Source organism: Cedecea neteri (assembly GCF_000758325.1).
GTDB lineage: Bacteria > Pseudomonadota > Gammaproteobacteria > Enterobacterales > Enterobacteriaceae > Cedecea > Cedecea neteri_B.
The window spans coordinates 4,211,993-4,233,702 of sequence record NZ_CP009459.1; the positions used below are offsets into that span (position 1 = coordinate 4,211,993).

The 21,710-nt window shown below is 53.5% G+C and carries 16 protein-coding genes and 1 tRNA gene; 8 read left to right on the forward strand and 9 right to left on the reverse strand.

What is annotated here, in order from left to right:
• Position 1: 1 nt before the first annotated feature.
• Positions 2 to 703 carry a 16S rRNA pseudouridine(516) synthase RsuA gene (rsuA, locus tag LH86_RS19635; protein ID WP_039304975.1) on the reverse strand — a complete coding sequence of 234 codons (702 nt, stop codon included), beginning with the start codon at positions 701 to 703 and terminating at the stop codon, positions 2 to 4.
• A gap of 198 nt (positions 704 to 901) precedes the next feature.
• Between rsuA and LH86_RS19640 the strand changes: the two genes are divergently transcribed.
• From LH86_RS19640 to LH86_RS19650, 3 genes are all read left to right on the forward strand, one after another.
• Positions 902 to 2,662 (forward strand): DEAD/DEAH box helicase, encoded by a 1,761-nt coding sequence (locus LH86_RS19640; RefSeq protein WP_039304978.1) that lies wholly within the window; start codon positions 902 to 904, stop codon positions 2,660 to 2,662.
• A gap of 127 nt (positions 2,663 to 2,789) precedes the next feature.
• Positions 2,790 to 3,074, forward strand: a complete 285-nt coding sequence (gene rplY, locus LH86_RS19645) for a 50S ribosomal protein L25 (RefSeq protein WP_039304981.1) — start codon at positions 2,790 to 2,792, stop codon at positions 3,072 to 3,074.
• Positions 3,075 to 3,168: 94 nt separating this feature from the next.
• Complete coding sequence (locus LH86_RS19650) at positions 3,169 to 3,624, forward strand: DOPA 4,5-dioxygenase family protein (protein WP_052045621.1); 456 nt, start codon at positions 3,169 to 3,171, stop codon at positions 3,622 to 3,624.
• Positions 3,625 to 3,677: 53 nt separating this feature from the next.
• On the opposite strand, the gene yejK is transcribed toward LH86_RS19650, so the two are convergent.
• The gene (yejK, locus tag LH86_RS19655) at positions 3,678 to 4,685 is read right to left on the reverse strand and encodes a nucleoid-associated protein YejK (RefSeq protein WP_008459874.1); all 1,008 of its coding nucleotides are present in this window, start codon (positions 4,683 to 4,685) and stop codon (positions 3,678 to 3,680) included.
• A 136-nt stretch (positions 4,686 to 4,821) separates the two neighbouring features.
• Between yejK and LH86_RS19660 the strand changes: the two genes are divergently transcribed.
• The 3 genes from LH86_RS19660 (at position 4,822) to LH86_RS19670 (ending at position 6,985) form a co-directional block, all read left to right on the forward strand.
• Positions 4,822 to 5,049: a YejL family protein gene (locus LH86_RS19660; protein WP_008459871.1), complete on the forward strand. Its 228-nt coding sequence runs from the start codon at positions 4,822 to 4,824 to the stop codon at positions 5,047 to 5,049.
• A 19-nt stretch (positions 5,050 to 5,068) separates the two neighbouring features.
• Complete coding sequence (gene yejM, locus LH86_RS19665; protein WP_039304988.1) at positions 5,069 to 6,832, forward strand: LPS biosynthesis-modulating metalloenzyme YejM; 1,764 nt, start codon at positions 5,069 to 5,071, stop codon at positions 6,830 to 6,832.
• A 76-nt stretch (positions 6,833 to 6,908) separates the two neighbouring features.
• Positions 6,909 to 6,985: transfer RNA gene (locus LH86_RS19670), tRNA-Pro, on the forward strand.
• Positions 6,986 to 7,096: 111 nt separating this feature from the next.
• Here LH86_RS19670 and mgtE read toward each other — a convergent pair.
• From mgtE to LH86_RS19700, 6 genes are all read right to left on the reverse strand, one after another.
• Entirely contained in the window at positions 7,097 to 8,524 is a 1,428-nt protein-coding gene (mgtE, locus tag LH86_RS19675) for a magnesium transporter (protein ID WP_039304990.1), read from the reverse strand.
• 109 nt (positions 8,525 to 8,633) lie between these two features.
• Positions 8,634 to 10,280: a multidrug ABC transporter permease/ATP-binding protein gene (locus LH86_RS19680; protein ID WP_039304992.1), complete on the reverse strand. Its 1,647-nt coding sequence runs from the start codon at positions 10,278 to 10,280 to the stop codon at positions 8,634 to 8,636.
• Between the two features lie 83 nt (positions 10,281 to 10,363).
• A complete protein-coding gene (gene alkB, locus LH86_RS19685) occupies positions 10,364 to 11,005 on the reverse strand; it encodes a DNA oxidative demethylase AlkB (protein ID WP_039304994.1) in 642 nt (213 codons plus the stop codon).
• On the reverse strand, positions 11,005 to 12,078 hold the full coding sequence (gene ada, locus LH86_RS19690) for a bifunctional DNA-binding transcriptional regulator/O6-methylguanine-DNA methyltransferase Ada (RefSeq protein WP_156107049.1): 1,074 nt from the start codon (positions 12,076 to 12,078) through the stop codon (positions 11,005 to 11,007). Before ada ends, alkB begins: the two co-directional genes overlap by 1 nt.
• Before the next feature lie 73 nt (positions 12,079 to 12,151).
• A complete protein-coding gene (apbE, locus tag LH86_RS19695) occupies positions 12,152 to 13,198 on the reverse strand; it encodes an FAD:protein FMN transferase ApbE (protein ID WP_039304997.1) in 1,047 nt (348 codons plus the stop codon).
• 290 nt (positions 13,199 to 13,488) lie between these two features.
• Complete coding sequence (locus LH86_RS19700; RefSeq protein WP_039305000.1) at positions 13,489 to 14,586, reverse strand: porin OmpC; 1,098 nt, start codon at positions 14,584 to 14,586, stop codon at positions 13,489 to 13,491.
• A gap of 837 nt (positions 14,587 to 15,423) precedes the next feature.
• Between LH86_RS19700 and rcsD the strand changes: the two genes are divergently transcribed.
• Together rcsD and rcsB are read left to right on the forward strand one after the other, a co-directional pair.
• Complete coding sequence (gene rcsD / locus LH86_RS19705) at positions 15,424 to 18,087, forward strand: phosphotransferase RcsD (RefSeq protein WP_039305002.1); 2,664 nt, start codon at positions 15,424 to 15,426, stop codon at positions 18,085 to 18,087.
• A gap of 16 nt (positions 18,088 to 18,103) precedes the next feature.
• A complete protein-coding gene (gene rcsB / locus LH86_RS19710) occupies positions 18,104 to 18,754 on the forward strand; it encodes a response regulator transcription factor RcsB (RefSeq protein ID WP_008459849.1) in 651 nt (216 codons plus the stop codon).
• 65 nt (positions 18,755 to 18,819) lie between these two features.
• Here the strand turns inward: rcsB and rcsC are convergent, their stop codons facing one another.
• Entirely contained in the window at positions 18,820 to 21,675 is a 2,856-nt protein-coding gene (rcsC, locus tag LH86_RS19715; RefSeq protein WP_039305004.1) for a two-component system sensor histidine kinase RcsC, read from the reverse strand.
• Between the last annotated feature and the right edge of the window lie 35 nt (positions 21,676 to 21,710).

Genomic DNA, 21,710 nt, shown 5'->3' on the forward strand with positions numbered 1-21,710 from the left:
ATTAGGGCATGCCGACGCTGGCAATTTCCTGTTCGGTTAACGGGCGGTACTCTCCTGGCGCCAGTTCAGGATCCAGGGCGATGTCGCCAATGCGCTCACGGTGCAGGCCAACCACATGATTGCCAACGGCGGCAAACATGCGCTTTACCTGATGGTAGCGGCCTTCGCTGATGGTCAGACGCACTTCCGTCGGCGTAATCACTTCCAGCACGGCAGGTTTGGTGAGGTCTTTTTCATTATGCAGTTGAACGCCTTTGGCGAAGTGTTCCGCCGTGCCTTCTTCAACCGGTGATTCCAGCGTCACCAGATAGGTTTTCTCGCAGTGATGGCGCGGAGAGGTAATGCGATGTGACCACTGGCCGTCGTCTGTCATCAGTACCAGGCCGGTGGTGTCAATATCCAGACGGCCCGCGGCATGTAACTTGTGCGCCACCGGCTCGTCGAGGAAGTAAAGCACCGTTGGGTGATCGGGATCGTCGGTAGAACAGACGTACCCCTGCGGCTTGTTCAGCATGAAGTAGCGAGGGCCGTGCTGCTGGGTCAGTGAATTACCGTCAAACGCGACCTGATGTTCCGGCAGCAGTTTAAAAGAGGCGTCGCGCACAACTTCCCCGTCAATGGTGACGCGGTTAGCACGGATTTCACGGCCAGAAATAGCGCGGCTGATGCCGAGCTGCTGAGAGATAAATTTGTCGAGTCGCATTAGTGTATTGCCTGTTTCATGAAGGTGCCGACAAGCGAGCGTGCGGCAGGGGCTGAAGCCCACATTCAGGTGGAAATTGGTTTGCCTGATAATTAGTTTGCCAGTATAGCGACATCAAAAACTCTCTCAAGGTAAAACCGTGCTTTATGGCATAATCGTTGCAGTCATTTGATAACAAGGTTGAAAAACCGCCCGGCCATGTCCTTTACTCTTCGTCCTTACCAGCAAGAAGCGGTGGATGCCACCCTCAGCTACTTTCGCAAGCACCCTGAACCTGCCGTCATCGTGTTGCCTACCGGCGCGGGCAAAAGCCTGGTGATTGCGGAACTGGCAAGAGTGGCTCGCGGGCGTGTGCTGGTGCTGGCCCATGTGAAAGAGCTTGTGGCGCAAAACCATGCGAAGTACGTCTCTCTCGGGCTGGAGGCAGATATTTTCGCCGCGGGCCTGCAGCGCAAGGAAAGCCAGGGCAAAGTGGTGTTTGGCAGCGTTCAATCCGTTGCCCGTAACCTCGAGCATTTCCACGGTGAGTTTTCCCTGCTGATTGTCGATGAGTGTCACCGCATCGGCGACAGCGACGAAAGTCAGTATCAGCAGATTCTGGCGCATCTGCGCGGTAACAATCCTAACCTGCGGCTATTGGGGCTGACCGCCACGCCCTTCCGCCTCGGCAAAGGCTGGATTTATCAGTTTCATTACCACGGCATGGTTCGCGGCGATGAAAAAGCGCTGTTTCGCGACTGCATTTACGAGCTTCCGCTGCGCTATATGATTAAGCATGGCTACCTGACGCCGCCTGAACGGCTGGATATGCCGGTGGTACAGTACGATTTTAGCCGTCTGCAGGCGCAGTCCAACGGGTTGTTCAGCGAGGCGGATCTGAACCGCGAGCTGAAACAACAAAAACGCATCACGCCGCATATCATCAGCCAGATCGTTGAATTTGCCGCAGACCGGCGCGGCGTGATGATCTTTGCCGCCACCGTAGAACACGCGAAAGAGATAACCGCCCTGCTGCCTGCAAGCGACGCGGCTCTGATTACAGCCGACACGCCAGGCCCTGCCCGCGACACGCTCATCGACGCTTTTAAAAATCAGCAGTTCCGCTTTTTGGTGAACGTGGCGGTACTGACCACCGGCTTTGACGCGCCGCACGTGGATCTGATAGCCATTCTGCGCCCTACCGAGTCCGTAAGCCTTTACCAACAAATTGTTGGCCGCGGCCTGCGTCTCTCTCCGGGGAAAAAAGACTGTTTGATTCTCGACTATGCCGGAAACCCACACGATTTATTCACGCCGGAAGTGGGCAACGCCAAAGGGAAGAGCGACAACGTGCCGGTGCAGGTTTTTTGCCCTTCCTGCGGGTTTGCCAATACCTTCTGGGGAAAAACCACCGCCGACGGCAAGGTGATTGAACACTTTGGCCGCCGCTGCCAGGGCTGGTTTGAAGACGATGACGGCCTGCGCGAGCAGTGCGATTACCGCTTCCGCTTTAAAAACTGCCCAAACTGCAATGCTGAAAACGATATCGCCGCCCGCCGCTGCCATCAGTGTGACCACGTCCTGGTTGACCCGGACGATATGCTTAAAGCGGCGCTGAAGCTGAAAGATGCCCTGGTGCTGCGCTGCAGCGGCATGACGCTTCAGTCCGGCGGAGATGCTAAAGGCGATTGGCTTAAAATCACCTATTACGACGAAGATGGCGCAGACGTCAGCGAACGCTTCCGCCTCCAGACGCCGGCCCAGCGCATGGCGTTCGAACAGCTGTTTATCCGCCCGCACTCCCGCGCGCCCGGCGTGCCGTTACGCTGGATCACTGTCGCAGATGTTGTGGCTCAGCAGCCGCTGCTACGCCATCCAGATTTTGTGGTAGCCCGTAAAAATGGCCAGTTCTGGAACGTCCGTGAAAAGGTTTTTGACTACCAGGGGCGCTTCCGCCGGGCCAACGAATTACGCGGCTAACCGGTACTTTTCATTGCCGGCAGAGCCGGATATGGCTATAATGCCGCCCGCTTTTGCATCCGCAAAGCAGAAAACTTTACCTGCTGCTGGGTCGCCTGTAGCAGGCTTATTTAAAGAGAAACAGTCAATGTTTACTATCAATGCAGTAGAACGTAAAGAGCATGGCAAGGGTGCGAGCCGCCGCCTGCGTGCAGCAAACAAATTCCCAGCTATCGTTTACGGTGGCGCGGAAGCTCCTGTATCCATCGAACTGGATCACGACTTCGTAATGAACCAGCAGGCTAAACCTGGTTTCTACGAAGAAGTTCTGACCCTGTCTATCGACGGTAAAGAAGTAAAAGTGAAAGTTCAGGCTGTGCAGCGTCACCCGTTCAAGCCAAAACTGACTCACATCGACTTCGTTCGCGCTTAATCGCGAGCTAAGTTCGAAAAAAACCCCGCTTCGGCGGGGTTTTTTGTTATATAAGCATTCCCGACGCCACGCCTGGCCAAAAGAGACAAATTCCATGGTTGAAAAAATCCCTGCGGGTGCATCGCTGGTACCCGCCGTAGAGAAGGATATCCAGGCTATCAGGACGATACAAAGCTACCACGCCCATATCTATTTCGAGACGCCTGAACAAAGGCTGATTGCGGAACGGGTCCGGGCAGAGATTGCGCTGCGTTTTTCAGTGCTGCTGGGGCGCTGGCACGATGTGCCCGTTGGCCCTCATGCGCTGCCAATGTATCAGGTTGCTTTTATGCCGGAGGAGTTTGCGCGATTTGCGCCGTGGCTGATGCTGAACCGCTGCGGATTAACCGTACTGCTGCATCCCAACACCGGGCAACCCAGGGCCGATCATACCGATCATGCCGTCTGGATGGGGCAAAAGCTTGAGATCCGCCATTTGCAGCGCCTGCCCGAAAACGAAGGGCCGGAGCCAGACTACATCCCTAATACTGCCCCGACGGTGTCGCCTTAAGCATCAGCATGATGATACGGCCCGGCTAAAAACAGGCGGGCCGTGTTAGCGAGCTATTTACCAGAGGAACGGCGCTGAAGCTGATCGCGCAGATTCGGCGGCGTCCCTTTAATGGTTAAGGTGTCGGTTGCTGGATCCCAGAAAATACGCTCTCCCAGCAGCATGGCATCGAAGTTAATCGTCAGCCCGCCGCCGCTACCGGCATATTTCGTCAACTGTCGCAGCGTGCCGCGATCCGCCGGGAAGCTCTCTTCAAGCTCATAGCCTTTTTCGGCGGTGAACTGCTGGAAGTTTTTGTCGTCTACCGCCCACGGCAGCTCATCGGCCAGCGAAGAAAGTTCAATCTCTTCCCCCGCCTGAAGCTGTTCGTTGCAGTAAGCGTAAACCTGCTGGCGCGCGGCCTGGCGTTCGTTTTTGTCCAGCTGAGCTTCGTTCGTGAAGTCGTCCAGCGCCTGCAGCAAACCTTTGTTCTGCGCTTTGGCGTTCAACCCTTCACTGGCGCCCAGGAAGTCCATAAAGAAATCAGCCACTTTGCGCCCCACTCTGCCCTTCAGGAAGGTCAGGTAGCGGGTAGATTCCGGATTGGTTTCCCATTCGGTCAAATCAATACGCGCCACGATATCCGCATGGTTGATGTCGAGATAGTGGGTCGCGCTGATATCCAGCTCTTCGTTAACGCGCATGCTGCTCAAATTGTTCAACACCGCCACCAGCAGGTATTCGACCGCCAGGTAACGATAGTGGCAGAACAGCACGATACCGCCGTCGGCAAACGGGTATTTTGCCAGCTCATCGCGAAGACGACCGGTCGCCGCACGGGTAAAGGCAAGAAAATCTTCATCGCCATTTCGCTGCAGGCGCAGCGCTTCGGCCAGTTCGCTCTCTTCGCTGAACAGGCCGTAAGCTTTATTTTTAGCGCTATAGACGCGATGCAGTTCCGCCATCATCTCTTCGACGGCACCGTCAGTTGCCAGCAGCGAGTCGCGCAGAACGACGTCCAGCGTCTGCTCATCGCGCTTAATCAATTGATGCAGGGCAATCTGGTTGATATCCAGACTCATGTTAAACTCTCCTTTAAGACCGGGCGGTATTCAACCACTGCCGCTACCGGGACGCAAGTCGTGATAAAAAAGCGGAAAAATCGTCCCTGCTACGGTAAGATAATGCCCTTTCCCGAATACGAATGATTTTTAATTTATGCCACAAACATCCCGCTACAGTGACGAACAAGTTGAAGCGATGCTGACCGAACTGGCAGCCGTGCTGGAAAAACACCACGCGCCTACCGATCTTTCCCTGATGGTCCTGGGAAATATGGTCACCAATCTGATAAACACCGACGTGGCGTCCGCTCAGCGTCGTCCTTTGGCTCGCTCCTTTGCTGAGGCGCTTCAAGCTTCAGTGAGCGAAGATAAAGCCCACTAAGGAACTATCGTAACAAGTTATGGTGACTAACCGTCAGCGCTACCGCGAAAAAGTTTCCCAAATGGTCAGTTGGGGGCACTGGTTCGCCCTGTTTAATATCCTGCTGGCCATGCTGCTGGGTAGCCGCTATCTGTTTATCGCCGACTGGCCAACGACGCTGACGGGGCGAGTTTATTCGTACGTGAGCGTCGTCGGGCACTTCAGTTTTTTGGTGTTTGCCGCCTATTTACTGCTTATCTTTCCGCTGACGTTTATCGTCATGTCGCAGCGCCTGCTGCGCTTTATCAGCGCGGCCCTGGCCACGGCGGGTATGACGTTATTGCTGATAGACAGCGAAGTTTTCACGCGTTTCCACCTCCACCTTAATCCCACCGTCTGGGAACTGGTGATTAACCCCGACCAGGGGGAAATGGCCCGCGACTGGCAGTTGATGTTTATTAGCGTGCCGGTGATTCTGCTTATTGAGATGCTGTTTGCGACGTGGAGCTGGCAGAAGCTCCGAAGCCTCGGGCGTCGTCGGCAATACGCGCGTCCTTTAGTGATTCTGTTCTTTATCTCTTTCTTTAGTAGCCACCTGATGTACATCTGGGCGGATGCTAACTTCTATCGCCCTATTACTATGCAGCGGGCGAATCTGCCGCTCTCGTACCCAATGACCGCCCGTCGTTTCCTTGAAAAACACGGTCTGCTGGATGCCCAGGAATACCAGCGCAGGTTGGTTGAGCAAGGTAGCCCGGAAGCGCTATCGGTTCAGTATCCGCTGAGTAATCTGCAATTCCGCGATATGGGTCTCGGTAACAACGTGCTGCTGATTACCGTTGACGGGCTGAATGCCGGCACCGTGAGCAAAGATATGCCGGCGCTGAAGGCATTTGCTCACGATAATATCCGCTTTACTCAGCACATGAGCTCCGGGAATAACACCGACAGCGGCATCTTTGGCCTGTTCTACGGTATCTCCCCGGCTTATATGGACGGCGTGCTTTCAAGCCGCACGCCTGCCGCACTGATTACCGGTCTTAATCAGCAAGGCTACCAGCTAGGCCTGTTTGCATCCGACGGCTTTAATTCGGCGATGTACCGCCAGGCTCTGCTGTCTGATTTCTCGCTGCGCCCGGCCAAAAACCAGACCGACAGTCAGACGGCGGCACAGTGGATCAGCTGGCTTAACCAGTATGCCTCCGAGGACAATCGCTGGTTCTCCTGGGTCGCCTTTAACGGCACTAGCATCGACGATAACGGCAATCAACAGGGCTTTGAGCAGCGCTATTCTCGCGCAGCCGGTAACGTTGATGAGCAAATTAAACGCGTTCTTGATGCGCTGGAAGCAGCAGGCAAACTGCAAAACACGGTGGTGATTATCACCGCAGGCCACGGTATTCCGCTCGGTAATCAGCGAGACTCATTTGCCTGGTCACGCGCCCGGATTCAGGTGCCGCTGGTGATTCACTGGCCGGGTACACCTGCGCAAACCATCACCAAACTCACCGATCATCAGGACGTGATGACCACCCTGATGCAGCGTCTGTTACACGTTAAAACAGCGGCCAATGAATACTCTCAGGGTGAGGATTTATTTGCCGCGGCGCGCCGTAACAATTGGGTGATTGGCGCAGACAATCAAACCCTGGCCGTGACAACGCCAGAAATGACGCTGGTGCTCAATAACAACGGCAACTATCGGATGTACGATTTGCAGGGGAAACGGATCAATGAAACCAAGCCGCAGCTTGATTTGCTGCTGCAGGTGCTGACTGACGAGAAGCGCTTTATCGCCAACTAATTGTTTATTTATAAGACAGTTAGCTGCGTATTCCCTTGCAATCAACGCGGAAAAATGTACTATTATTCTTCTGCGTCGGCACGTAGCGCAGCCTGGTAGCGCACCGTCATGGGGTGTCGGGGGTCGGAGGTTCAAATCCTCTCGTGCCGACCAAATAAATATTGAAAACCAGCCTCTTACGGCTGGTTTTTTTGTGCCTGGAATTTGCCTGGACAGCCAAAAGAAAAGCCGCCTGGGCTGGCGGCTTTGTGTGCTGTTTTACTCTTACAACAGGAAAAGCGTAGCCAGCCCCAGGAAGATAAAGAATCCGCCGGTATCGGTAATGGCGGTGATCATTACGCTTGAGCCGACGGCAGGATCTTTACCCAGTTTGGTCATCGTCATCGGAATAACCACCCCCATCAGCGCCGCGACCAGAAGATTCAGAATCATCGCCAGCGTCATTACCCCGCCCATCGCCGCGTCGTTATACAACAGCCAGGTGATGCCACCCATCACACCGCCCCAGACCAGCCCGTTGATCAAGGCCACGCCCAGCTCACGCAGCATCAGGAAGGAGATGTTACCCGCCTGAATATGCTGCAACGCCAGCGCACGCACAATCATGGTTATCGTCTGGTTACCGGTGTTACCGCCGATGCCCGCCACGATCGGCATCAGCGATGCCAGAGCCACCAGTTGCGAAATGGTATGTTCAAATAATCCAATCACGCGTGAGGCCACAAACGCCGTACAAAGGTTAATGGCAAGCCAGGCCCAGCGGGTGCGCACGGCTTTGCTGACTGGGGCGAATACGTCCTCTTCGGTGCTCAGGCCGCCCATACGGCGCAGATCGTTGTCGGTTTCCTCGTACACCACGTCAACAATCTCATCCACCGTTAAACGCCCCATCAGCTTGCCGGTGCTGTCAATCACTGCGGCGCTGATCAAGTCATCGCGTTCAAAGGTACGCGCGGCCTGCTCGTCATGATCTTCCGGCGCGAAGCAGGTGGGGTTGTCGTCCATCACCTTCAGCACCGGCGTTTGCGGCGAATGCAGTAGAATCGCGGTGAGGTCCAGCTCGCCCAACAGCGTTTTGTCCCGGCTGGTGACAAACAGTTTGTCGGTGTTCTGCGGCACTTTGCCGCGAATACGAAGGTAGCGCTGCACAACCGCAAGCGTGACATCAGGGCGCACGGTGATCACTTCAAAATCCATGATCGCGCCAACGCTGTGCTTGTCATAATGCAGGATCTGGCGAACTTGCGTGCGCTCATTCTGCGGCAGCGTGGCCAGCAAACGCCCGACCAGATCGCGAGGGAGGTACTGTGCCAGATAGATCTGATCGTCGATATCCAGCGGGCGCAGCGCATTAAGCAGCGCTTTATCGCTCATATCTTCAATCAGGTCATCCCAGACCGTTTCTGAAGCCTCAACCAGCACGCTACCGCGCCGGTCTTCGGTGACGAGGCTCCATAGCGCTAAGCGCTCTTCCGTTGGCAAGGCTTCCAGGACATCGGCGAGATCCGGCGCGGGCAGTCGCCCAACCAGCGTCACTATCTCGGCGATATCCTGCTCGGCGCTTTGTGTTTCAGCGAAAGGCTCTTTGGCCAGAATACCGCTGGCGACGGCTTTGTTGGTCAACAGAATTTGTAGAATACGTGCCCGGTCCTGGTCACGCTCTTTAGTGCTGTACTTCTGAATGGCGGTCATAAAATAATTCCCCGGAAACGACGAGTTAGTTTATAGCCTGACGGGATGAAGAAAACAAAAAACCAGCCTTAATTGGCTGGTTTTTTTACTTTGTTTAGGCGGCGCTGACTCAATGACCCGTTCTAGCCACAGCATCACGTGAAGCTTGTACCCGATCGTCACCGGTCAGCTCACTCAGCTGGCCCTGGCGCATTTCCAGAAGCCGATCAGCGTGAATAAAGTAGTGATCGTCATGGCTGATGGCAAAAACCGTTTTCCCCATTTGCTGCATTAACGGCAGCAATACCTGGTAGAATTCACGCCGGAAATGAGGATCCTGGTCTGCGGCCCATTCGTCAAGCAGGATGATATCTCGCTCTTCCGCTATCGCCAGCAGCAGCGCCACGCGCTTACGCTGCCCCTTCGAAAGCTTGAGGTTGAGAATGGTGCCGTTATCCAGCTCCAGTTTGCTGCTCATTTTCAGCCGCTCGAGCCAGCTGTTTACCAGTTCAGGATTAGCCGGCTTGCCCTGCGCCCCCAGAAGGCGGTCAAACAGCCAAACGTCGGTGAATACCGCTGAAAATAGCCGGCGGTAGTCATCCTGCGTCCGGGGCTCAACGCGCTGGCCATCAAGATAAATCGCCCCGCTGACCGGCTGATAAAGTCCTGTCAGCAACATCGCCAGGGTCGATTTCCCGCTGCCGTTACCGCCAATCAGAAACAGCAGTTCTCCACGCTTGATAGTGAGATTCAGCGGACCAACGCTGAAGCTATTATCTCCGTATTGAAACACCACATCGCGCATTTCAAGCTGCTGCCAGTTCCCGGCGGCCTTCGAACGGGGGAACGCAGCTTCATACGGGGCGAGCTGGAACTTATTCAGCTTATTGAAGGCAACCTGGGCGCTAAGCAGCGTCGGTAACGCCCCAACGGCGGATAACAGCGGCGTACGCAAAAATAGCAACGTTAAAGAAAAGGTTGCCGCTACGTTGGTGTCGGACCAGCCCAGGCTGTTGGCCATATAAAACACCAGGCCAATTGCACCCAACATCATGATGTTTGACCAGTTCACGGCGCTAAGGTGGTAGGTATCTGCGCGGATAATATTGTTTCGATAATCGGCAGCGTGAGGCGTGTAGGTGTCTTCGTACATCCGCTCCGCACGTTCGCGGTTCAGGGCGAGTTCCTTACGCCCTTCGATAACGGTTTGATAATCTTGATAAAGCTGGTCTTCGATTTCCCGAAGCTGGGCCATGTGCTTGTATACCCGAGCCACCAGCAGATAACCGCCCACAATGGTGATCACCAGCCATACGGTGGTCACGCCCAACATTTTGGGTGACAGCCAGGCAAGGTAAGCCGCAGAGCCAATAGCCAGAATAATGCCTTGTACCAGCTCCGGCAGGCGAACAAAGGCAATCGTAATGTTTCGCACGTCGCTGGTTAACCCGGCCAGCAGCGCCGCACTGCCCAACTGCTCAACGCGCTCTACGTCGGTGTCCATCAGGCGCTTGATAAATTCGCTGCGCAGGCGAAAAACAAAATGGTGACCAAGGGTGGTTAACGCCAGCTGCGAACCCAGCGTCACGGCCATCAGCAACAAGAGTAATCCCATGAACTCTGGCAGAACCGCGAAGGTAAGATCGGGTGTCTCAATCAGACGCTGGTTAATGAACGCAATCAGGCCAATGCCCAGCGCCGCACTTGCCAGGCTTAACGCCATGACCATTAGAAAAGGCCAGCGATACTGGCGATAAACCACACGAAGTAGCTCCATAATTCCCTACCGGCAAAATAAAACAGCGAGCAGTTTAAACGGCTCGCCGCCCACATCAAGAATAATTCTTATTTTTATTCGTCTTACGAGGCGCGACGGAAGGTCAGGTTGTAGCGGAATTGGTCGGTGAGAGGATGAAAACCAGGTTTTAACGGCAGAATACCGTGGTAAAAAAGCCGTGACGCGCCCCCCCATACCACAACGTCACCATGCTCCAGCATGATGCGTTGCAAAGGGTCTCCGCGCTGCAGACCACCAAACTGAAATATGGCAGGCAACCCAAGCGAAACGGAAACAATGGGCTGGCGCAAATTAGGCTCGTCTTTATCCTGATGGAGAGAGAGTTTGGTGCCTACGGCATAGCGGTTGATCAGGCAGGCATCGGGTTCAAAATCCTGGTATCCGGCGGCCATTGAGGCTCGATGGCAAATGGACAAGAAGGCTTCCGGAATCAATGGCCAGCCCTGCCCGGTCAGTTGATCCTGTGGCGAATAGAGGTAACCATGCTGATTGGTGCTCCAGCCTAACGCGCCGCAGTTGGTCATAGCCACCGACATGGTGTACCCGCCGGGCGTCACCATATGGCGGAAAGGCGCCTGCTGAGAGACCAGCAGAATGCCCGCCATCAGTGCGCTGGCATCTTCCCGGGCGAAGCGCCGCAGAATTGTCGCGCCCTCGGCAAGCGGCTCTTCCCACGGAGATTCATCAGCAAATAAATCCAGCATTATTCTTTCTGCCTTCTCGTTTCGTTTTCCAGCAGCTGACGCTTGCGCTCCACGCCCCAGCGATAGCCGGACAGCCCTCCGTCGCTGCGTATCACGCGGTGGCAGGGAATGGCGACTGCAAGCGTATTGGCCGCGCAGGCTCCGGCCACGGCGCGCACGGCGGCCGGTTTACCGATACGTTCCGCCAGTTCGCTATAGCTAACGGTAGATCCGGGCGGAACGGCTCGTAATGCCTGCCACACCTGTTGCTGAAATGCCGTCCCGCGAATATCCAGCGGTAGCGAAAATTCAGCCGTAGGGGATTCGATAAAGCTAATTACCTGCGCCACGCGTGAAGCGAATGCCTCATCACCGGGCGTAAGATGTGAAGAAGGAAATTCAGTTTCCAGCTCATCGATAAGCGTTTCGGCGTTCTCGCCCAATAAAATTGCACAAATACCGCGCTCGCTTTCCGCCACCAAAAACTCGCCTAGCTGGCAGGTACCCACCACAAACTGGACGTGAGCACGGGCTCCACCTTTACGATACTGGCTTGCCGTCATGCCCAACGCAGCATCCGCCTGATGGTAATACGCGCTCCCTGACTGAAAACCTGCATCAAAAATGGCGTTTGTCACCCCTTTCCCTTGCGCCAGCCCAGCACGTAAACGGCGAGCGCGATGCGCTTTTTGCCATGCGTTTGGCGTCAGGCCCGTGACGCTTTTAAAGAGGCGGTGGAAGTGAAAGCTGCTCATGGCGACCCGCCCGGCTAGCTCATCCAGGGTCAGCGGTACTTCGCTGGATTCAATAATCCGGCAAGCCTCTTCAATGCGAGCCACTCGCTGGAGCTCAGGGGCAAGCTTATCCGGCTGGCAGCGCTTGCAGGAGCGAAACCCGGCCTCTAGCGCCGCTTCGGGTGTGGCGTAGAACGCGGTATTTTCACGTAGCGGACGGCGAGCGCTGCAGGAAGGCCGGCAGAAAACACCGGTGGTTTTGACGGCAAAAACGAATTGTCCGTCAGCCTGCGTATCGCGCTGTTCCACCGCCTGCCAGCGCTGCTGCTCTGTGATATACCCGTTTGTCTGCTTCATCATCGCGACCTCATGCTTAATTTAACGATACCATCATGGCAGTACAGGCCGGATGAAAAACTCGGGTTCTTGCTTTTTAATTTTTTTCGTCAAGCATGAAGGTTTTGAACTGCGGTGACATCCAGCTCCGGAATCCGTCTCCTTCTTTGCTGATAAGGTAAACGGCCAGGCCTTCTTTCTCCGCAACCTGTTTGGCTTTTTCTTCCCCCAGGACCATCAGCCCCGTGTCCCAACCATCCGCTTCCATCGCCGTTGGTGCAATGACGGTAGCGGAAACTAATTTATGTTCAATAGGCCGCCCCGTCTGTGGGTTAATGATGTGGGAAATACGCTTGCCGTCCAGCTCGTAATAGTTGCGGTAACTGCCTGAGGTGCTGATCCCGTGGCCGTTGATATCCACCATTGCCTGCACGGCATTCTCCCGATCGGTCGGTTTCTGAATAGCCACCCGCCAGGCTTTTCCCGCCGGATTAGTGCCACGAGTAGTGACCGCACCACCGACAGAAACAAGATAGCGGCTAATGCCATTTTGCTCCATCAGGCGAGCCAGATGGTCAGCGGCGTAACCCTCACCGATAGTCGATAAATCGACATACAAGCCGGGAAGATCTTTTTGCAGCCATTGCTTACCGGCAGCATTCACCACCTTCAGGTGCTGCAAGCCGGTTAAGGCTTTGGCGGCATCAATTTGTGCCTGATTCGGCGTATGCAGAGGCTGTTTATCGGGCCCGAAGCCCCACAAATTGACCAAAGGTCCGACCGTAATATCCATCGCCCCGTCGGTTTTTGCGCCGATGCGCAGCGACATCGTGACAATATCACTCATCGCCTCATTCACCGGATACGGCTCAGTGCTGGCGGACTGGTTAAAAAGGGAAAGCGCCGAGTCTTTTTTCCAGGTCGACATCAGACGATCGTCGGCATCCAGCTGATCCTGAATTTTTTTCTGCAGTGAAGCTTTCTGCGCATCATCGACATCTGCCAGGCTAACGCGCCAGTAAGTTCCCATGGTTTTACCTTCGAGCACCAGGGCCTTTGTGGCGTCAGGCTGAGCGTTATCGCAACCTGAGAGAGCGAAAAGAGCTACGGCAAGCCAGCCGTGACGAATAAGGCGTAAATCCATGGTGTCATTCTCCAGTTTCGGGAGCGTAAGGGTACAGCAAAAACAGCCAGGAGAGGGAGCAAGCGGCGAGGCATTGAGGTTTGAGACATAAAAAAGGCGCCTTACGGCGCCTTCAACGGTGCTGACAGAGAGGCAAAAAGCGTGGTTTTTCCCTCTCTGTGGTTATCAGCCGAAAATCAATGAATTGATTTTCCCGTTTTCTTAACGAGCACTCTGGTATTTCTTCTATCACAAAATTGTTTGAGACATAAAAAAGGCGCCTTACGGCGCCTTTTTTAGCTTGAGCTAAATTAGAACTGGTAAACCAGGCCTACACCCACGATGTCATCGGTACCGATGCCAGCTGCCTGAGTGAAGGTATTTTTGTCCAGCAGGTTGATTTTGTAGTCAACGTAGGTGGACATGTTTTTGTTGAAGTAGTAAGTCGCGCCCACATCAACATATTTCAGCAGATCCTGATCGCCGTAGCCGTTTTCCAGGTCTTTGCCTTTAGACTGCAGGTAAGCTACGGATGGACGCAGACCGAAGTCGAACTGGTACTGAGCAACAACTTCGAAGTTCTGTGCTTTGTTAGCAAAGCCCAGGCTGCCAGCGCGAGTTGCGTTGTAGGTCTGGGTGTACTGAGTTGCCAGATAGATATTGTTAGCGTCGTATTTCAGGCCGCCGGTGTAGGTAGTTGCGTCATCACCGTGACCCAGTACGCCAGCAGCGTTCTGATCGGTAGTACGTTTAGAGCTGGAAATCGCTGAACCAACGCTGAAGCCTTCGCCCAGTGCATAGGTCAGGGAGCCACCGAAGCCGTCACCATTCTGACGCAGCAGGCCGCGACCGTTGTTGGTAGAACCTTCACCGCTAGGGCTGCCGTTTTTACCCTGATACTGCAGAGCAAAGTTCAGGCCATCAACCAGACCGAAGAAGTCGGTGTTACGGTAAGTTGCAACGCCGTTTGCACGAGACTGCAGGAAGTTGTCAGAACCGTAGGTATCACCACCGAATTCTGGCAGAACGTCAGTCCAGGAAGTTACATCGTAAACAACGCCGTAGTTACGACCGTAGTCGAAAGAACCTGCCTGACCAAACTTCAGACCAGCAAAGCCCAGACGAGTCCACGACTGATTGCTGGAGTTTTCAGTATTGTTCGCCTGAACGTTGTATTCCCACTGGCCGTAACCGGTCAGCTGGTCGTTGATCTGGGTTTCACCTTTGAAGCCGAAGCGAACGTAGGTTTGGTCGCCGTCAGCGCTTTTGTCGTTGGAGAAATAGTGCAGACCATCAACTTTACCGTACAGGTCTAATTTATTGCCGTCTTTGTTGTAAATTTCGGCTGCATTTGCAGCGCCTGCTACCAGCAGAGCCGGTACCAGAAGGGACAGTGCTTTAACTTTCATCTTATTAACCCTCTGTTATATGCCTTATTTTATTTACCACTGCTTACTGATTAACCCTCTAATCAGTCGGCAAATTCATTGTCCAAAACAAATACTGAATAATCCAATAAGAATATGATACGAAAACTATATAGATGTTTCATTTATCAATATAGATGTATCAAAATGTAAATTAGAGGGAACTTTTTTTAGCACGAATAGCTAAAAATATAAGCATCAATAATCAAAAAATAATAACAGTCAAACCAAATCAACAACTTAAATCAAAATACAAAAAGTAGCACTGAATGATAATTTTTTTCTTAACTTAGGCGATACAATCATTCTCGCTATCATCATTAACTTTATTTATTACCGTCATTCGAATCTGAATGTCCGTTTACCCCTATTAGTACCGGATGCTTGCATCCGGTTTTTTTTTACCCGTCTTTACACAACTTTAATATTCCTGTGCTAGCAACGCAATTTGTAACGTCTGTTAATTAATCAGTCTGCTTTTTTTCTCCATATTTCATGCAGAATGCGGATTTTTCTTAAACAATTTTATTTTCCATCCATAACACAACCCCAACCAATATTTGTACAAACATCCCTCAACTGTACAAATTACCGACAAGACTTAAGGCAAATCCTTATTTAAGGATTTTTCCTAATAATCAGTCACCTGAAAAAAAACAGAGAACACCTTATACTGCGTCAGATTGCTGACGGCACCGTCATATAGAGGTATTCTTAGCATCTGCAAGCGCTAAAACGCTAAGGCGAAACGGCTCACTCAAGCAGTTGGGCTACCTATCATCCAGGATTGGCGAGGCTTCGCCGGGTTGCATACATACAATGAGCCAGTCTGAAAATACGCCGCTAAATAAGTTTTCACTGTTCCCCGGCAACATTACCCGCTTCTTTTTGCTGCTTATCGTCGTCCTGCTAGTCTCGATGGGCGTTCTGGTGCAAAGCGCCGTGAATGCCTGGCTAAAGGACAAAAGCTACCAGATTGTCGACATCACCCATGCTTTGCATAAACGTGTAGAAACCTACCGTTACGCTACGTGGCAAATCTATGACAACATTGCGACTGCCCCGGCGGCATCTGGCGAAAACCTCCAGGAAACCCGGCTGCGTCAGGACGTCTATTACCTCGATAAACCGCGAAGCAAAACCGAGGCGCTGATTTTTGGCTCCCATGACAGCTCCACGCTGGAAATGACGCAGCGGATATCTGGCTACCTGGACACGCTGTGGGGAGCGGAAAGCAGCCCATGGTCGATGTACTACCTTAATGGCCAGGACAACAGCATGATTCTGGTCTCAACGCTGCCGCTCAAGGATCTGTCATCTGGTTTTAAAGACTCTGGCGTCGGCACCATCGTGGATTCACGTCGCGCAGAGATGCTGCAGCAGGCTAATGCCCTCGATGAGCGGGAAAGTTTCTCTCCTCTGCGCAAACTTAACTGGCAAAACGGCCATTATTTCACGCTGAGAACCACGTTTAACCAGCCAGGGCATCTGGCAACCGTAGTCGCATTCGATCTGCCGATTAACGATCTTATCCCGCCCACTATGTCCCTGGACAGCTTCCAGTTGGATCCCGACGAGCGACAGCGGACAGCCGCGACGACCTCAACCGATAAAGACGATCCGGACAGCGTCAGCATTAACTTTAATAGCGCACGAATTGAAATTACGGCTCCGGTAGCGACAACGCAGCTCCAATTGGTGTGGCAAGTCCCGTTTGGGACGCTGATGATGGACACGCTGCAAAATATTCTTCTGCCGCTATTGCTGAATATCGCGCTGCTCGGTCTGGCCGTTTTTGGCTTTGCAACCTTCCGCCAGCAGCCTCAGCGGCAGGCGGAAAGCAATCCGGGGAATGGCGAGTTGCAAATACTGCGTGCGCTAAATGAAGAGATTGTCGCGATCCTGCCCCTTGGCCTGCTGGTTCACGACCTCGACGCAAACCGTACCGTGATCAGCAATAAAATTGCCGATCACCTGCTCCCTCACCTGAATTTGCAAAATATTATTTCGATGGCGGACCAGCATCAGGGAGTGATTCAGGCTACGGTCAACAACGAACTGTATGAGATTCGCCAGTTCCGCAGCCAGATAGCCCCACGCACGCAGATTTTTGTGATCCGCGATCAGGATCGCGAAATTTTGGTGAACAAAAAACTTAAACAGGCCCAGCGTCTGTATGAGAAAAACCAGCAGGGCCGGGCCGCCTTCATGCAGCATATCGGCGAAGCCCTCCAGCTTCCGGTTAAGCAACTGGCGGAACATGCCGCAGAAATTAACGACAGCAAACATCTGCAGCTGGCAAACGATGCCCAGGTCATTGTCCGTCTGGTCGATGAGATCCAGCTCCTCAACATGCTGGAAGCCGACAGCTGGAAAACCAGCGTCAGCGAGTTTTCTATTCAGTCCCTGATTGATGAAGTTGCCCTGTCGATGCTGCCGATTATCAAGCGTAAAGGGCTCCAGCTGCTGATCAACAACAACCTGCCGGCAGATGAACAACGCCACGGCGACAAAGATGTACTGCGCAAAATCCTTGAGCTGCTGCTGCACTATTCCGTGACTACGACGCAGATTGGCAAGATCACGCTTGATATTAGCGAGGAAGAAGCCGGGCCAGATCGCTTATTGTTCCGCGTCCTGGATACCGGTAACGGCATCGGCGGCGGCGAAATTGATAACCTGCACTTCCCGTTCCTCAACGAAACCAGCGAAGACCGCTATGGGCAGGCCAACGGGCTGGCTTTCTACCTTTGCGATCGCCTTGCTCGTAAGCTCGGCGGGCATCTGAATATCAAAACGCGCCCGGACATTGGCACACGCTATAATTTACACATCAGAATGGCCGCAGAGCCACAGGTAGATTCGCGGGATGAGAAACTGCTGGATGACGTTGTGGCGATGCTGGATATCACCTCCAACGAGGTCAGAACAATTGTGACCCGCATGCTGGAAAACTGGGGCGCGAACTGCATTTCCCCGGACGAAAGACTCGCGAGTCAAGACTTTGATATCTTCCTCACTGATAATCCGTCTAATCTTACTGCTTCGGGCTTGCTTTTAAGCGATGATGAAAACGGGATGCGGAAGATTGCACCTGGCCAGTTCCGGGTAAACTTTAATATCAGCAATGCGATGCAGGACGCCGTTTTGCAGCTGATTGAAAACCAACTGGCGGAGGAAGACACACCGGATTCGCCTCTGGGCGGCGACGAAAACGCTCAGCTGCACGCCAGCGGTTATTACGCGCTGTTTGTCGACACGGTACCGGAAGATGTCACCAGACTGTATACTGAATCTGCAGCGGGCGACTTTGCCGCTCTGGCGCAGACTGCGCACCGCCTGAAGGGCGTGTTTGCGATGCTGAATCTGGTGCCCGGCAAACAGTTATGTGAAACGTTGGAGCACCACATTCGTGAAAGTGATGCTTCAAACATACAAAAATATATCAGCGACATTGATGCTTACGTCAAAAGTCTGCTGTAGCAAGGTAGCCTATTACATGAACAACATGAACGTAATTATTGCTGACGACCATCCAATTGTTCTGTTCGGCATTCGCAAATCTCTTGAGCAGATCGAATGGGTGAATGTTGTCGGTGAATTCGAAGACTCCACGGCACTTATCAATAATTTACCAAAGCTTGAAGCCAACGTACTGATAACCGATCTGTCCATGCCTGGCGACAAATACGGGGATGGCATTACGCTTATCAAATACATCAAGCGCCACTTCCCTAACCTGTCGATCATCGTGCTAACCATGAACAACAACCCGGCTATTCTTAGCGCGGTATTGGACCTGGACATAGAAGGGATCGTGCTGAAACAGGGGGCGCCGACCGATCTGCCTAAAGCTCTCGCCGCGTTGCAGAAAGGCAAGAAATTCACTCCTGAGAGCGTTTCCCGCCTGCTGGAAAAAATCAGCGCAGGTGGCTATGGCGATAAGCGCCTGTCGCCGAAAGAAAGCGAGGTTCTGCGCCTGTTCGCAGAAGGTTTCCTGGTGACCGAGATAGCCCGTAAGCTGAACCGCAGCATCAAAACCATCAGCAGCCAAAAGAAATCAGCGATGATGAAGCTGGGCGTCGAGAATGACATTGCCCTGCTGAATTACCTTTCCTCCGTGAGCCTGACGCCGGCGGACAAAGAGTAATCTCCGCCACGGACACCAAGAAAAAGCCCCGCATTTTTATGCAGGGCTTTTTTTATGAGCTTAATTTACAAAGCATCGCGTGTACTTCGCACTCGGGCAGCATAAACCGCCAGCGTCTGCTTAATCACATCCAGCGTGACCGGTTTAGATAAACAGCTATCCATACCGGATTCCAGACAGCGCTGTTTCTCTTCCGCCAGTGCGTTTGCCGTCACGCCGATGACTGGCAGAGTCAACCCCAACTGGCGAATGCGCTGCGTCAGGCGATAGCCATCCATGTTCGGCATGTTGACGTCGCTGAGTACGATATCGATATGATTTTTGCTGAGCACGTTGAGCGCATCGATCCCGTCATTCGCCGTTTTACACTGATACCCAAGCGATCCGAGCTGATCCGCCAGCAAGCGACGGTTGATCGGATGGTCATCCACTACCAGAATCATCATGTCATCGTTTCGCTCGCTTATCTCACTGGCCGCCGTCAGTGCCGGGGAACTGCCCGGCACATCTACGGTAATGCTGTAAATCCGCCCCAGCAGCGGCAGCAATTCGTGAGGTGCCGCGACGCTGTGTACCCAACAGCCAGGTTCAAATTCAACGGGAATACCTATATGGCGGCGGCAGAAGACAATCGCCGCCCGTCCGCCCCACGGCGCCGCCAGGTTATCATCGGTAATCAGAATATCGTCACTTCCGGGCGTTTCACCCGACCACGATTGCGCCTGTAGTCCGTTTTTGATCAGCAATGATTCCAGGTAACTGCTGAGATAATCATTGCGAATAGCCAGCCAACAGCGCTTGTCCGCCAGCCCTTCAACATTATTCTTCGGTGCAAACTGCGCCTTATACAGCGGGATACGCACCGTAAACTGGCTACCCATTCCCGACTCGGTATCCACCGAAATATCGCCATCCATCATGCTGATAAGCTTTTCGCAGATCGCCAGCCCCAGCCCGGTTCCCTGGAAATTACGCTGCACGCCGGTCCCCACCTGGAAGAACGGGTCAAAAAGCCGGGTCACTTCTTTGGTTGGGATCCCTACCCCGGTGTCGCGCACCCGGAAACTCAGGTAATCTCCGTTGATCGAAACATGCAGGATAATACAGCCGATATCGGTGAACTTAATCGCATTACTCAGCAGGTTGGAAATAACCTGCTGCAGGCGCATGGGATCGCCCTGCAGCGTGAGCGGTACATCGTCGTCGATAAAGCAGTACAGCCCCAGTTGCTTGCGAACCACCAGCGGCAGATAGTTGGCGGTAATGTGGCTCATCACCTCGCGCGGAGAAAACTCACGCGGCTCAATTTTCAACTGCTCTGACTCGATTTTCGAGAAGTCGAGAATGTCGCTGATGATTTTCAGCAGCAGGCTGGATGAGTTGTTCATCGCCGTGACCAGCCTGTCCACGCCCTTCGGCAGCTCTTTGGTCTGCAGGAGATCCAGGTTACCGATGATGCCATACAAAGGCGTACGCAGTTCGTGGCTGACGGTGGCGAGGAACATGGATTTAGACTGGCTTGCCTGCTCCGAGGCCTGAGCCATCTCCTGCAGGGACTCCTCCATCTTCACGCGAGCGCTGACGTCAACCAGCACGCAAATTGCCACGTTCTCATTGCGGTAGCGCGAGTGCACAAAGCTTATCTGCAGATTGGTGTGGTTGCTGGTCATGACATCGACAAAGTTGACCTGCTGGCCACAGATAATCTGCGTCAGCCGCTGCCTGTCCTCGTGCGTCAGCATATTGAGGTAATTGTGTGCCAGTTCGTTACTCAGAATATTAGTGCCGTCCTGGGTACGCAGAATACAGATACCAACGGGCGCAGACGCGACGATCTTCCGGTTGAACTGCTCGTGCTCTTCGAGCCGCTGGGCATCACTTTCGGCCGGAATAAAGATCCGGCGCTCATACATTCTCGCCAGGGTAAACAGCACAATGCCCACCAGGACGTTGAGTAAAACCGCATTGAGGATAAGCATTCTGATGCTTTCCAGCACCAGATCGACAGGCACAGAGTAAATCACGCTCAGCGAGGATGGCGGCAGGTTTTTCTTTAGTACCAGCGCCTTAAAGCCAGACGTGTAGCCGAACCAGGAACGATCCTGAATCCAGCGACTCTCCGGCTCAATACGCGATTCCGGGCCGGTTAACGATATCAGCGGGTGACCATTTTCATCCAGGATAGTGACGCCAATAGGCAGCGTGCCCGGTGTCAGGAAATTCTCCATCCGCACCGTTTGCTCAATCCCCAGCAGCGCCTGGAGGCGGTTCGCCAGATAGACCGGCGTCAGCGTGTAGAAATAGCCAATGCCGGGACGCGGCCCCTGCCCAATCCAGTAAATGCTGTTCGCCCGTTCATCCTGCGGCGCGGTGCGATACTTCATGATACGTTCATGCAACGTTTTCAGCGCGTTTTCCCGCTCCAGCGGCATATCACGCAGTCCAAAATCGGCCATGCAGAGATTATCGCCGCCAATCAGGAACACCCGGTTGAGATCGTACGCAGCGGAGAAGTTATCGCGCCAGTAGCGCAGGAACCAGGAAAGAGACTGCAGCGAACTGCGCCAGGTCACGCTCACCGCCGAACAGTCTGAGTCCGGGAACAGCGGCATAAACGCGGGCGCATCGGTTTTATCCGCGCTTTGATCGAGCGGGGGGAGCACGCCATTCGGTGCCGTGAGGCGATTTTCAGCAATGTACTTCAGCTCTTTCACCACGTCCGAAGTGCGCTGGATGTAGCGCTGGGCCTGGTCAAAGCTGATGTTAAATTCCTGGCGAATCTCCGACTCTTTATCGTGTAGCGCGTTGACGATGTAAAACACGGAAAACAGCGCGATAAGCAGCCAGAGCAGAAGCGCCAGCGCCCTGAACAGATAGCGCGAAATTTTAAGGGTGCTGCGAAAAGAGACGAAGTATTTCAAATTGGGCCTGAAAGTACGCGAGCGAGTGAACGGAG

What these genes read in the sequence shown, in the direction of transcription:
- rcsD (WP_039305002.1), top strand. Translation starts at nt 15,424, where the DNA reads ATGAGCCAGTCTGAAAATACGCCGCTAAATAAGTTTTCACTGTTCCCC.
- LH86_RS19640 (WP_039304978.1), top strand. Translation starts at nt 902, where the DNA reads ATGTCCTTTACTCTTCGTCCTTACCAGCAAGAAGCGGTGGATGCCACC.
- mgtE (WP_039304990.1), bottom strand. Translation starts at nt 8,524, where the DNA reads ATGACCGCCATTCAGAAGTACAGCACTAAAGAGCGTGACCAGGACCGG.
- LH86_RS19680 (WP_039304992.1), bottom strand. Translation starts at nt 10,280, where the DNA reads ATGGAGCTACTTCGTGTGGTTTATCGCCAGTATCGCTGGCCTTTTCTA.
- alkB (WP_039304994.1), bottom strand. Translation starts at nt 11,005, where the DNA reads ATGCTGGATTTATTTGCTGATGAATCTCCGTGGGAAGAGCCGCTTGCC.
- LH86_RS19700 (WP_039305000.1), bottom strand. Translation starts at nt 14,586, where the DNA reads ATGAAAGTTAAAGCACTGTCCCTTCTGGTACCGGCTCTGCTGGTAGCA.
- LH86_RS19660 (WP_008459871.1), top strand. Translation starts at nt 4,822, where the DNA reads ATGCCACAAACATCCCGCTACAGTGACGAACAAGTTGAAGCGATGCTG.
- apbE (WP_039304997.1), bottom strand. Translation starts at nt 13,198, where the DNA reads ATGGATTTACGCCTTATTCGTCACGGCTGGCTTGCCGTAGCTCTTTTC.
- yejM (WP_039304988.1), top strand. Translation starts at nt 5,069, where the DNA reads ATGGTGACTAACCGTCAGCGCTACCGCGAAAAAGTTTCCCAAATGGTC.
- rcsB (WP_008459849.1), top strand. Translation starts at nt 18,104, where the DNA reads ATGAACAACATGAACGTAATTATTGCTGACGACCATCCAATTGTTCTG.
- LH86_RS19650 (WP_052045621.1), top strand. Translation starts at nt 3,169, where the DNA reads ATGGTTGAAAAAATCCCTGCGGGTGCATCGCTGGTACCCGCCGTAGAG.
- ada (WP_156107049.1), bottom strand. Translation starts at nt 12,078, where the DNA reads ATGATGAAGCAGACAAACGGGTATATCACAGAGCAGCAGCGCTGGCAG.
- yejK (WP_008459874.1), bottom strand. Translation starts at nt 4,685, where the DNA reads ATGAGTCTGGATATCAACCAGATTGCCCTGCATCAATTGATTAAGCGC.
- rsuA (WP_039304975.1), bottom strand. Translation starts at nt 703, where the DNA reads ATGCGACTCGACAAATTTATCTCTCAGCAGCTCGGCATCAGCCGCGCT.
- rplY (WP_039304981.1), top strand. Translation starts at nt 2,790, where the DNA reads ATGTTTACTATCAATGCAGTAGAACGTAAAGAGCATGGCAAGGGTGCG.